This is a genomic window from Vibrio sp. AIC-3, assembly GCF_013114515.1.
Taxonomy (GTDB): domain Bacteria; phylum Pseudomonadota; class Gammaproteobacteria; order Enterobacterales; family Vibrionaceae; genus Vibrio; species Vibrio crassostreae_C.
Genome location: NZ_VTXG01000004.1, coordinates 164,030 through 176,754 on the forward strand (window position 1 = coordinate 164,030; position 12,725 = coordinate 176,754).

The 12,725-nt window shown below is 46.1% G+C and carries 9 protein-coding genes; 1 reads left to right on the top strand and 8 read right to left on the bottom strand.

What is annotated here, in order from left to right; genetic code table 11:
• Nucleotides 1–352 precede the first annotated feature (352 nt).
• Nucleotides 353–1,732 carry a PhoH family protein gene (locus F0229_RS04990; protein WP_171732383.1) on the top strand — a complete coding sequence of 460 codons (1,380 nt, stop codon included), beginning with the start codon at nucleotides 353–355 and terminating at the stop codon, nucleotides 1,730–1,732.
• A gap of 108 nt (nucleotides 1,733–1,840) precedes the next feature.
• Here the strand turns inward: F0229_RS04990 and tldD are convergent, their stop codons facing one another.
• From tldD to F0229_RS05030, 8 genes are all read right to left on the bottom strand, one after another.
• Nucleotides 1,841–3,286 carry a metalloprotease TldD gene (tldD, locus tag F0229_RS04995; protein WP_017061366.1) on the bottom strand — a complete coding sequence of 482 codons (1,446 nt, stop codon included), beginning with the start codon at nucleotides 3,284–3,286 and terminating at the stop codon, nucleotides 1,841–1,843.
• Nucleotides 3,287–3,305: 19 nt separating this feature from the next.
• Nucleotides 3,306–4,118 (bottom strand): carbon-nitrogen hydrolase family protein, encoded by an 813-nt coding sequence (locus F0229_RS05000; RefSeq protein ID WP_017061365.1) that lies wholly within the window; start codon nucleotides 4,116–4,118, stop codon nucleotides 3,306–3,308.
• A 94-nt stretch (nucleotides 4,119–4,212) separates the two neighbouring features.
• A complete protein-coding gene (locus F0229_RS05005; RefSeq protein WP_171732384.1) occupies nucleotides 4,213–8,088 on the bottom strand; it encodes a YhdP family protein in 3,876 nt (1,291 codons plus the stop codon).
• 10 nt (nucleotides 8,089–8,098) lie between these two features.
• Nucleotides 8,099–9,568, bottom strand: a complete 1,470-nt coding sequence (gene rng / locus F0229_RS05010; protein ID WP_017061363.1) for a ribonuclease G — start codon at nucleotides 9,566–9,568, stop codon at nucleotides 8,099–8,101.
• Between the two features lie 20 nt (nucleotides 9,569–9,588).
• Nucleotides 9,589–10,212 carry a nucleoside triphosphate pyrophosphatase gene (locus tag F0229_RS05015; RefSeq protein WP_017066953.1) on the bottom strand — a complete coding sequence of 208 codons (624 nt, stop codon included), beginning with the start codon at nucleotides 10,210–10,212 and terminating at the stop codon, nucleotides 9,589–9,591.
• 7 nt (nucleotides 10,213–10,219) lie between these two features.
• Nucleotides 10,220–10,708 (bottom strand): rod shape-determining protein MreD, encoded by a 489-nt coding sequence (mreD, locus tag F0229_RS05020; protein WP_004735926.1) that lies wholly within the window; start codon nucleotides 10,706–10,708, stop codon nucleotides 10,220–10,222.
• Complete coding sequence (mreC, locus tag F0229_RS05025) at nucleotides 10,698–11,585, bottom strand: rod shape-determining protein MreC (protein WP_004735927.1); 888 nt, start codon at nucleotides 11,583–11,585, stop codon at nucleotides 10,698–10,700. Before mreC ends, mreD begins: the two co-directional genes overlap by 11 nt.
• A 94-nt stretch (nucleotides 11,586–11,679) precedes the next feature.
• Complete coding sequence (locus F0229_RS05030) at nucleotides 11,680–12,723, bottom strand: rod shape-determining protein (RefSeq protein WP_017062957.1); 1,044 nt, start codon at nucleotides 12,721–12,723, stop codon at nucleotides 11,680–11,682.
• Nucleotides 12,724–12,725: the final 2 nt, after the last annotated feature.

The window sequence follows — 12,725 nt, forward strand, 5'->3', positions numbered from 1 at the left end:
ACTTTTTAAGTGCGCTCTCAATAATAAATATCTCGAGAAAATGGTGCAGAAAAAGGTCGCTAATCTTACTCGATGCTGTGATTTAGGTCACGCCTAAAGGAGATGATTTCATGCTTTTTTTCTGTTTTCGCCAGTGCAATCAAACTGTCAAAAATTCATGGTTAATCTATAGGTAGCAGATTGCTGCTCTCAAACGAATACACCATATTCACTCGTAACGATATGGTGCTGTTCCTCTAGATGAAGTTTAGGTGAGTAGTTGACTATCACCAGAATCAGATACTAATCTTTATATGAGCTTTATCTACGTTCAATGAATGCAAGGCAAGCCGCACGTCGGCAAGGAGATGCTATGGGCGAGACCAACCGGAAGCTATTTGTTTTAGACACCAATATCCTACTTCACGAACCCTTCGCTATATTTTCTTTCCAAGAGCACGATGTCGTTATCCCCATGACAGTGCTAGAAGAACTCGACAGAATCAAAGACAGTAAAAGAGACGTTGCTCGAGATGCGAGAATTGCGATTCGAACGCTCGAAGACCTGTTCAGGGAAGCCACACCAGACCAAATATCGGAAGGCATCCCTTTTTCTAAAGACATAAATGCATCTGGCAGTATTTCAATACTCGCTGACTACGAACTTCAAGAAAGCATCAAAGCCTTTGCCGATGACAAGGCGGGCGATAACCGAATCCTCAACGCTGTCCTCTATCTTCAAAATAAACGCGCACCACGCGAAGTGGTTCTCATCACCAAAGACATCAATATGCGTTTACGAGCAAAAGGCGCCGGTGTACGTTTTGTTGAAGACTATCAAACTGACCAACTGATTGATGATATCCAATACCTCACCAAAGGCTTCCAACAACTGGAAGGCTCATTTTGGGATGGTATCGATAATGTCGAGAGCAGAAGTTTAGGCGGCAAGACGCTGCACACCTTAGCAAGAGCGCCGTTCGAGCCAACCTTCCTCAACCAATATGTGATTGACGAAGAAAGTGACTTTGCCGCTCGAGTCGAGGAGATTGAGCCGAAAAGCATAACCCTGAGAGACCTCAGCCGCGAAAGATTGATGAATCGCAGAGCATGGGACATCACACCAAAGAACGTCTATCAAGGCATGGCGATTGATGCGCTGCTCGACCCTGATATTGATCTTGTGATTCTCACTGGCGCCGCAGGTAGTGGTAAGACACTGCTTGCTATGGCTGCTGCACTTGAACAAACCATTGAACGTAAGCAATTCGATAAGATCATCGTAACCCGCAACACCCCTGATATTGGTGAATCGATAGGTTTCCTTCCGGGTACAGAGGAAGAGAAAATGTTGCCTTGGTTAGCCGCAGTGACCGATACACTGGAAGCGCTGCACAAGAACGACCACTGCACAGAAGGCTCGATGAAGTACATCTGTGACAAAGCCAATATCCAGTTCAAATCAATCAACTTCATGCGTGGCCGCTCGATTCAAAATGCCTTTGTGCTTTTGGATGAGTGTCAGAACCTCACCGCTTCACAGATAAAAACCATCATCACCCGTTGTGGTGAAGGTACTAAGATCGTCTGCTCAGGTAACTTAGCGCAGATAGATTCTTCTTACCTAACCCCTGTGACTTCAGGCTTAACCTACATGGTTGAGCGTTTTAAAAACTTCGAAGGCAGTGCCAACATCCACCTCAATGGTGTGGTGCGTAGCCGACTAGCTGAGTTTGCGGAAGAGAACATGTAGTGACTCTATACGCTCACTGAATCAGTAATCTAAAAACAAAAAGCGCCTCACATTGGAGGCGCTTTTCAATTTAATATTTTGAAGTAAGTCGGCAGAGGTTAGTCTGAATTACTCAGTACCACCAACGGTTAGCGAGTCTAGTTTCAATGTTGGTTGACCAACACCCACTGGCACACTTTGACCAGCCTTACCACACACACCCACACCACGGTCGATGCTTAGGTCGTTACCCACCATAGACACCTGCTGCATCGCTTCGATACCAGAACCGATTAGCGTCGCGCCTTTCACTGGGTGAGTGATCTTACCGTTTTCAATCATGTACGCTTCAGACGCTGAGAATACGAACTTACCTGATGTGATATCGACCTGACCGCCACCGAAGTTCGGTGCGTAGATACCTTTCTCAACCGTCGCGATGATCTCTTCCGGTGTGTGTTCGCCCGGTAGCATGTATGTATTCGTCATACGTGGCATTGGAAGATGCGCGTATGACTCACGACGACCATTACCTGTCGGTGCTACACCCATTAGACGAGCGTTCAGCTTATCTTGCATGTAACCTTTTAGGATGCCGTTTTCGATCAACGTATTGTACTGACCGTTAACACCTTCATCATCGACGTTCAATGAACCGCGTAGATCCGTTAATGTACCGTCATCGACAATCGTACATAGGCTTGAAGTTACTTGCTCACCAACTTTTCCAGAGAATACTGACGACTCTTTACGGTTGAAGTCGCCTTCTAAACCGTGGCCTACCGCTTCATGCAGCAGAACGCCCGGCCAACCAGAACCAAGAACCACAGGCATGGCACCAGCAGGCGCTGCAACCGCTTCAAGGTTAACTAATGCTTGGCGAATCGCTTCATCCGCAAATTGGTAAGCAACTTGAGTGCCTTTGTCATCACTTAAGAAGAAGTCGTAACCAAAACGGCCACCACCACCAGCGCTACCACGCTCACGACGATCACCCTTCTGTGCAAGTACGCTAATAGACAAGCGAACCAGCGGACGAATATCACCAGCGTAAGTGCCATCAGTCGCAGCAACCAGCATCTGCTCATGCACACCACTTAAACTCACCGATACTTCAGTCACCATCGGCTCTTTAGTGCGAATGTAAGCATCTAATGATTTTAGTAATTCTGTTTTCTGCTGTTTTTCCCAACTCGCAAGCGGGTTAACTGCATCATAGTAAGCTTGATTAGAGTTGCGTTTGAACGCTTGAACCTTGCCGTTTTGACCTTGTTTAGCAATACCACGAGCCGCAATTGCGCTCTGCTTAAGACCATCCAATTGGATTTGGTCAGAGTAAGCAAAACCAGTCTTTTCACCAGATACTGCACGAACGCCAACACCGCAATCGATATTGAAAGAGCCGTCTTTAATAATGCTGTCTTCTAGCACTAAAGATTCGTGCCAGCTTGACTGAAAGTAGATATCAGCATAATCAATTTGGCGGGTAGCAATACTCGCCAATGTATCTGCGATATTTTGCTCCGTAAGCCCTGTCGGGTTCAGTAGCGCTTCTTCAATTTGATTAATGCTCATAGATGGCTCTTGTTTGTAATTAAAATTGATTGGTAAATCGAGAGTGTTGCGCGATGGGCATATTTTGCCTAATGGACTCGCAACTGGATGTGTCTATCTCAACCACCATACTTTTAGGATCTTGGTCTAACTGTGCGACCACTCGTCCCCATGGATCAACCACCATTGAGTGTCCCCATGTTTCTCTTTGGCAAGGGTGTTTTCCGCCTTGACCTACCGCGACAATCCACGACTGTGTTTCAACCGCGCGGCATCTTAATAGTACTTCCCAGTGCGCTTGACCCGTTACCGCTGTAAAAGCCGCAGGCACCACAATGATTTGTGCCCCTTGCTTACGTAACTCTGAATACAAGTGTGGAAAGCGCACATCATAACAAATACTCAAACCTAAGCGACCAAAAGGCGTTTCCGCTGTCACAACTTGGTTGCCCGGAGTGAAAATATCCGACTCTCGATAGCACTTATGGGCGTCAGCGACATCCACATCAAACATGTGTAGCTTGTCGTAATGAGCAACGAGGCAACCAAAATCATCAATCACCAAGGTGGTGGTCGTCACTCCGTTAGTTGTGCTTATCGGCATACTGCCAATGACGATCCAAATTCTGTGAAGCTTTGCTAGCTCAGAGATTTTCTTTTGCAGTGGACCATCATTAAAAGGCTCAGCACACTGGTGATAGTCGGCTTTACTGCCAAAAACTAACGCGTTTTCAGGGCAAACAACCCACTTAGCCCCCAACTCTTTGCACTTTGCAACTTCTTGAGCAAGGTACTCAAAGTTCAATTCAGGGCTGGGGCCAGATGTCATTTGAATCAACCCAACACAATCCATGTGTATCGCTCCTCCATTCATTATGATTCAGAAATCAGCATTTCACCGTATATTCGCTGACTCGGGCATAAGGTCTTTTCGGCTAATTTAAGGCCTATTCGGCTAATTTTCTCAGCTTCTCTGGCAGCTGAAACTCGCCAGAGCTACGAGAAAGTTCGCTCACCGTTGGTGAATCCAATGGTCCTTTCACCGAATAATTTACTTGGGTAAAGACTTCCACAACTGGCGAGATAACCGTGGTCACCGCCAATACGTACAGCGCCGTTTGAGGGGTTACCGCAAAGGCCGTTAATACGGGAATACCCGAGGTAATATCTGGGGTAAAGTTCACCTCAGCATCAACCTGACGCGTGTTGAGGTTAGCGATACCTTTGATTTTCATCTCACCTGCGACCGCATCCATGTTCAGATCATTGGTCAGGAAGATACCATTTTGAATCTCGCCCGTTCCGGTGATGCTGTTGAAGGCCATACCTTTATCAAACACATCTGAGAAATCGAGCTGCATCTTGCGGATGATCGAATCTAGGCTAAACAGGCCAAGTAATCGAGCTGCGCCGCTCACATCCGAGATAATGCCTTTACCAAACTTGGTTTTAACGTTGCCATCAAGGGTATCCATTTTGATTCCCCAAGGCGAACCATCCCAATTTAGTTGACCTTCCAACGCGAATGGCGCTTTTTGAATCCCGGAAGTAATACCAAAGCGCTCCATGAGCTCGCTGTTGTTTTCACCTTCAACATCAACGGTTAACGATGAATGACTCTTGTCACCTTGCAGTTCCCACCAGCCACTCACATCCGCTTTGTTACCGCCGCTTCGCACCTGGATTTTGTTCCACTCGATACGATCTTCGTTCCTCGTCATTTCAACATCGACCTTACCCACCTTGTAGCCTTGCAGCCAAAAGTCGTTCAGCGTCAGGGTCAGGTTTGGCATCGCATCGTGGATCTCTCTATCCAATTTGGATATCAATGGCGCAGCTTGTTCTTTACGTTGCAGCAGTTGCTGATCTTGGTTGTTCTTATCACTCCACTCAGGAACAAACAGATGCAGACGATCCAGTGAAACTGTCAAATCATAAGGAGGCAGGTAGTTAATATCCCCTTCTAGCTCTTGGCTAGACACTTCCATTTGCCACGCCTGTTTGTTCTTACTAGCACTAAAATCGACGTCATTCCAAGAGATACCACCCAAGATCAGCTCTTTACTCTCAAAGGTAATACGGCTTGGCGCAGGTATGGTTGGCGTGTTCATTTGACTAAGTACAGCGGTTGACGGCTGTACAGGTTCCATCACGACAGATAACCAATCATCCGCATTAAACTTGTCAGTACGAATCAGTGCATGATGACCCACAACAGGGCTAATTTTATAGCCACCACGACCCAGAACTAAGTTAGTCGCCGTTAACTCAGGCACGTCGCCTGTGATATCAATCTCAGCTTGGTACTTGGTGTTTGGCAATTGCAGGCGCGCGGTAATCGTCTCTTGGTTACCCGATGCCTGTAGCCTTGCAGAGCCACTTTCTAGTGATTTTTTCGCCAATGGATATGGGTAATCACTCGCCAAGTATTTTAGGTCTGACTGTAAGTCTAGTTGGTAGGTAAAGCCGATATCATTCAGCTGGATATCAATCTGGCTTTGCCATTGCGCATGACCTGATAAGCGGCTTAACCATTGCTCACCGATGTAAGGTTTTAGAGGCTTGACGTCCCAATCACCTAACACATCAATATCAACTGCATAGCCAGGACCATCATTAAGGCCCTTAAAATCAAGCGAGATACCTTGGTTAAGCAGATCCGCAGCGAGGCCATTTGCCGTCACTACGTCATTATCAAATTCAATTCGACCCGTGGTGTTCTCGAGCACCATTGGCGGCGCTTCAATCTCAACATGGTTGCCACTTAAGTCGGCGTAACCCCATGCTCTTGCTTCTTTTTCAGAATCAAACGGAATATTCAGCTGGAACTCAGAAGAGACATCACCACTCACTTGAAGTGCGGTTAAGGCTGCGCCTACCGAGCCCACCAGTGGCGAAGACGTCATGTAATCGCGTACTGCGTTGCCAGACGCCGTCGCTTTAGCTTCAATTTCAATATGGCCGCCTTCCCCTAAATAAGGAATGCGTCCTGTGATTCGATCTGCCGTCACATCCATCAGTTGAGCTGAGCGAGAATCCAGATGCATCGCATCATTTTCAAACAACAGATCAAGCTGAAGATCAGTAATCAGTGGCCACGCGGTATCAAAGCTGAATTTCGCATCTTCTAAGCCAACCCAAACCTGGAAAATACCATCGTGGTTAGTGTATGGGTATTGAGACAAATCACCATGCCACAACAGTTTTACGGTATCCGCTTTACCGGCTTGAATCGCAGTTGAAAGGTAGTCTGTTAGATCTTGCCCAAGAGCCAGTGTAGGTAAGTAGCGCCATGTTTCACCGACATTGTAAGCGTCCGCTTCACCGTAGAACGATAAAAATGGGCTCGCATCATTTGGGAAGTCTAAGCGGAATGCACCTAGTACTTGTAGATCTGGCGTGGCTGCCGTGACTTTGTCAGACCAAAGCCTCCAGCCGTTTTCATCTTGCTGCCAAACAATATCAACCTGACCTTGTTTGATATTCAAAGGCGCTTGGAATACGTCACCGTAAGGGAATACATCGTCAATAACATGCAGGCTTGCTTTCGCTTCTGATGCAGAGCCAAACACGCTACCGGACACTTGGCTAAAGCCTGGGACTAGTTCCCATTGCTCGATAGCAAGATCAGAGAAGCTCGCTGAATAACGCAGACTCTCGATACCTGAATCCATGGATACGCGAAGATCAGAAACAGAGCCGCCCGGTGACAAGACATTTATCATTTTGGTGGATTGTTCTGAATCAGGCAGTAGCTTAATCAACGGAGTAATAGTCGCAATATCCAGCTCAGAAATGTTGAGTTGCCATGGACCTTGATTCCACTTGAACGCTACGTCGAGTTCCGGCCAAGGTGTGTCATCCGTTCTAAGGTTTAGTGAGTGACCATTTACTTGCCAACCATCATCAGTCGGCGACAACTTAAAGACACCGGACTCAAGCATGAGGTCATGCTCGCCATCTTCGTTCCACGCCAGTTCTGAGGGTAAAACCTCAACATAAGCGCTCACTGGCTTGCTATTTCGCAGCGTAAGCCAGCTATTCAAGCTCACAGTACCCGTTTCAATGCCGGATTCCGCCTGCATATAATGCGTAAGCCATGGCTTAACAGAAATGCTGTCGGCACTGACATAAAACTCACCAGTCACATCAGTCAGTGACCCACCATCAATAAAGTTAGCACTCACTGACAGAGAGTTTAGATTGGCATCTTTGATACTCACCACACCTTCAGCAAGGTGATGTTTGTCTGAATTTTGCCATTTTAAGGTTTCTATATCGAGCTGACGTTCTTCACCCGAAACAGAGTGATAAAGAATAGAAGAATCTTTTGCAGTTACATCGACGAGTGTTTTTAGCAGTAAATTATCGAGCTCTTGTATCACTCGCTTGGAAGACTCGGGATCTGTAGGTTCGTCTTTGCCATTTTGTCCGGCAAACAGATCAATTGAGCGGATATCAAGATACATTTGATTCATGACTAGATCGGCCACAACCGGGCGCATCTGCACGAGCGATTGAATCAAGTCAAACTCGACTTCAACACGCTCAACAGAGAAGGTCACATCTTCTGCATTGAGGAGGCTAGCTTTAACGCCTTGCAGAGCAATAGAGGGGTGAGTGTTACGCCAAAAACCGCCCACGTCTTGAATCGAAAAATCAAAACCGGAGTGTTGGTTTACCCAAAGCTCAATTTCAGATTGATACTTGTTTAAATTGGGCAAGGCTACACGCAGTGTAGTAACGGCAATGGCTAGCGTTACTAAGAGAGTAACCACTAACCATAAACATGCACGTAGAATCAGAGTAACGCTTGAGCTCACAAAATTTCCATTACATCATAACAACATCAAACTGCTCTTGTATGTACAGAGGCTCAGCCTGGATTTTAACTTGCTTACCAATAAAGACTTCAAGCTCCGCAAGCGCATGAGATTCATCGCCCTCTAACGCCTCAGCTACGGCAGCTGCCGCATAGACCACAAATTTATCGGCGTCGTACGCACGATTCACTCGCGTGATCTCTCGAAGAATTTCATAACAAACGGTTTCAACTGTCTTCACACTGCCGCGGCCTTCACAAGCAGGACAGCTCGAACATAGGATATGCTCAATACTTTCACGAGTACGTTTACGAGTCATCTCAACCAACCCAAGCTGCGTGAAGCCATTAATATTGGTTTTCACACGGTCTTTGTCGAGCGCAGCCTCTAAAGAAGTTAGTACTCGCTTACGATGTTCCTCAGACAACATATCAATAAAGTCGATAATGATGATGCCACCTAAGTTACGTAGACGCAGCTGACGAGCAATCGCTTGAGTCGCTTCTACATTGGTGTTGAAAATCGTCTCTTCTAGATTACGACGACCAACAAACGCGCCAGTGTTGATATCAACCGTGGTCATCGCTTCAGTTTGGTCGATAATCAGATATCCACCAGACTTTAATTCGACTTTACGATCCAATGAACGCTGAATTTCGTTCTCGGTATCGTACATATCAAAGATAGGCTTATCACCTTCATACAGCTCAAGCTTGTCTGTCAGCTCAGGCACGTATTCAGAGGTAAACTCTTTTAGGTTTTCATATTCTAGACGAGAATCGACCTGAATCTTGCTCAGCTCAGTACCGACGAAGTCACGTAAGATACGTTGGCTTAAGCAAAGCTCACCATACAAACGAGTACGCGCCTTGTGCTTACCACGACGCTCTAATACTTTTAGCCATAATCGCTTCAAGAATGCGGCATCTTGTGCCAACTCATTTGAATCTGCACCTTCTGCTGCTGTGCGGATGATGAAGCCACCGTGTTCGTCACAGTAACGAGACACGACTTTTTTAAGACGGTTACGTTCAGACTCGCTGTCGATACGTTGAGATACACCAACATGACTTGCGCCCGGCATAAATACCAGATAACGAGACGGTAGAGTGATATCAGTGGTTAAGCGAGCACCTTTAGTACCAAGAGGGTCTTTGACCACTTGCACCACAATGTCTTGCCCTTGACGGACAAGCTCTGAAATATCACGAACCTGAAATTGTTTCTTTTCGTTTTCAGCGACACATTCAGTGTGTGGGACAATATCAGAGGCGTGTAAAAAAGCTGCTTTCTCAAGGCCTATATCCACAAAAGCCGCCTGCATTCCCGGAAGAACACGGCTTACACGTCCTTTATAGATATTTCCTACGATACCGCGTCGAGCATCTCGTTCGACATGGATCTCTTGAAGAGCCCCCCCTTCAATCATGGCCACACGAGTTTCACTCGGGGTCACGTTCAGCAACAATTCAGCACTCATGGTGCACCTCAGGTTAGTAATTATAAGAATTCTTGCAGTAGCTGGTCCGTTTCAAATAAAGGTAAGCCGACAACGGCGTAATAACTACCTTCGATTCGGGTGACAAAGCGTCCGCCCAAACCTTGGATCCCATAGCTACCGGCTTTATCGCATGGCTCCCCTGTTTGCCAGTATTGTTCTATTTCTTTTTCACTGAGGGGTTTAAACCATACGTCGGTAATAATGATTTCTGTTCTTTGTTTTTCTTCTGAAACCACAGAAACCGCCGTCATCACTTGGTGACGTTCATTCGCTAACTGAGTAAGCATGCGCTTAGAGTCAGCAAAATCGGTGGGTTTCTCAAGCACTTGCCCTTGGCTTACGACGACTGTGTCAGAACCAAGAACGACTATATCAGAGCCATGATCTACAGTATCAGAACTAGGAACGACATGCTGCCTTTCAGAAGGGTTATCTTTCAATAAAGACAACGCAGCTAAAGCTTTATCTAAAGATAGTCGCTTAACATATTCTTCGGCGGTTTCTTGAGCGTGTTTACACTCTTCAACATCGGTTACAAGGACAGAAAACTCATAACCGAGTTGAGATAGCAATTCTTTGCGGCGTGGAGAGCCGGATGCCAAAACTAAATGTTTCTTTTCCATCGTCACGCTACCTCACATGCCAATGGCGACGCACGCGTCTCATTAATAAAAACATCCAAGGCCAAAGTATACAGTTTATCAATGCGCTCCATAACGATAACGGATTGAAAACAACATCTTGGATCAAATATTCACCAAAGAAGATCAACACCTCAAACAAGACCGTTAACGCGGCAATGATCATCGCTTGCTGCCATAACGCCATGTTACGAATGACGAGGAAGTTCATCGCAATAATGTACATCACTATTGCCATCATCATGCCTCGAATACCCAGAGTAGAGCCGATCAAAAGGTCCCACAATAAGCCTAAAATCAAAGCACTACCCACGTTAACACGATGCGGTAGAGCCAAAACCCAGTAACACGTAACCAGCAGTAACCAAGATGGTCTAAATAAATCTAAGCTACCAGGCCAAGGGATCGTTTGCAGAATAAGGGCTACTAAAAATGAGCAGCCAATTACGACCTTGCTTCTCAAAACGCTATTGGCCATCTTCGCCCTCTAACAATGCTTGTTCTATGCTCGATTGATCCGCTTGCATCTGTTTGTTTTCATCAGGCCATACAAGCAGCAGGTATCTGAGCTTATCGAACTCAACCACAGGCTCTGCTTTAATCACAGCGAACTCACGTTTCGGGTCGTAATCAACGGCCGTAACATAGGCGACTGGATAACCTTCTGGATATACCCCACCAAGACCTGATGTCACCAACAGATCTTCTTCTTGTATATCGGTACTGGTTGGAATGTGCTCTAGCTGGATCTCATCAATCATGCCATTGCCCGAAGCAATCACACGGATGTCATTACGAATAACCTGCACGGGAATCGCATTGTTTGCATCAGTGAGTAGTAATACACGACTATTATGAGCAGCAACGAAAGTGACTTGGCCGACAATGCCTTTTTCGTTGATCACCGGCTGACCTTCATACACCCCATCAATCTGACCTTTGTCGATCACGACTTGATGGCGATATGGTGAAGTGTCTACCGCCATAACTTCTGTGACGACTTTCTTCTCATCACGGATAAACGGCGAGCCTAACAGCTTACGAAGGCGCTTGTTTTCTTCTTGATATTGCTCAAGCAGAATCAGCTCGCTCTTCAGACGCAAGACTTCTCGTTTAATATTATGGTTAGATTCAATTAACCCTTTGCGAGTGCTAAAACGGTCGTAAACACCATCGAACATAGTGCGAGGCAAGTTGGCTGCATATTGAATAGGCGCAACCATGCTGTTTAATAGATAGCGAACATTTGAGAAAGCATCTAAACGACTATCAGCCAGCATAAGGCTGGCTGATAAAATTACAGCAAAAAACAGGCGCAATTGTAGAGAGGGACCTCTACCAAAAATTGGCTTCATTCTATATTTGGTCCTAGAGCTACATTTGATCCTATAGACAAGGTCCTAGGCTCTTTACATAAAACTAGATAAGAAAAGAGCATAACACTAGATATTATTCTTCGCTGAACAGATCGCCGCCGTGCATGTCGATCATCTCTAGAGCTTTACCGCCACCTAGAGCAACACACGTTAATGGCTCTTCTGCAACAACAACAGGGATACCTGTTTCTTCTGTTAACAGGCGATCAAGGTCTTTAAGCAGTGCACCACCACCTGTTAGTACCATACCGTTTTCTGAGATATCAGAAGCCAGCTCTGGTGGACACTGTTCAAGTGCAACCATGACTGCAGATACGATGCCAGATAGAGGTTCTTGAAGTGCTTCAAGGATTTCGTTTGAGTTTAGGCTAAAGCTACGAGGCACACCTTCAGCAAGGTTACGACCACGTACTTCGATCTCTTCGACTTCATCGCCAGGGTAAGCTGAACCGATTTCGTGTTTGATCTTCTCTGCTGTCGCTTCACCGATCAAGCTGCCGTAGTTACGACGAACGTAGTTGATGATCGCTTCATCAAAACGGTCACCACCAATGCGAACAGAAGACGAGTAAACCACACCGTTCAGTGAGATAACCGCAACTTCAGTAGTACCACCACCGATATCAACAACCATTGAACCTGTTGGCTCAGAGACACGTAGGCCAGCACCAATCGCAGCAGCCATAGGCTCATCGATTAGGTAAACCTCACGAGCACCAGCACCTAGCGCTGATTCACGGATAGCACGACGCTCAACTTGCGTTGAACCACAAGGTACACAAACCAAAACACGAGGACTTGGTTTAAGCACACTGTTGTCATGCACTTGTTTGATGAAGTGCTGAAGCATTTTTTCCGTTACGTAAAAGTCGGCAATTACACCGTCTTTCATCGGACGGATCGCTGAAATGTTACCAGGCGTACGACCAAGCATTTGCTTAGCAGCGTGGCCAACAGCAGCGACACTCTTTGCAGAACCCGCACGATCTTGGCGAATAGCTACAACTGAAGGCTCATCAAGAACAATGCCTTGGCCTTTTACATAAATAAGGGTATTGGCTGTACCTAAATCAATCGATAGGTCGTTTGAAAACATGCCACGAAGTTTTTTAAACATAT

Bases quoted from the DNA above. Each gene is read 5' to 3' on its own strand.
- F0229_RS05000 (WP_017061365.1), bottom strand. From the start codon at position 4,118: ATGGATTGTGTTGGGTTGATTCAAATGACATCTGGCCCCAGCCCTGAA.
- F0229_RS05030 (WP_017062957.1), bottom strand. From the start codon at position 12,723: ATGTTTAAAAAACTTCGTGGCATGTTTTCAAACGACCTATCGATTGAT.
- rng (WP_017061363.1), bottom strand. From the start codon at position 9,568: ATGAGTGCTGAATTGTTGCTGAACGTGACCCCGAGTGAAACTCGTGTG.
- tldD (WP_017061366.1), bottom strand. From the start codon at position 3,286: ATGAGCATTAATCAAATTGAAGAAGCGCTACTGAACCCGACAGGGCTT.
- F0229_RS05015 (WP_017066953.1), bottom strand. From the start codon at position 10,212: ATGGAAAAGAAACATTTAGTTTTGGCATCCGGCTCTCCACGCCGCAAA.
- mreC (WP_004735927.1), bottom strand. From the start codon at position 11,585: ATGAAGCCAATTTTTGGTAGAGGTCCCTCTCTACAATTGCGCCTGTTT.
- mreD (WP_004735926.1), bottom strand. From the start codon at position 10,708: ATGGCCAATAGCGTTTTGAGAAGCAAGGTCGTAATTGGCTGCTCATTT.
- F0229_RS04990 (WP_171732383.1), top strand. From the start codon at position 353: ATGGGCGAGACCAACCGGAAGCTATTTGTTTTAGACACCAATATCCTA.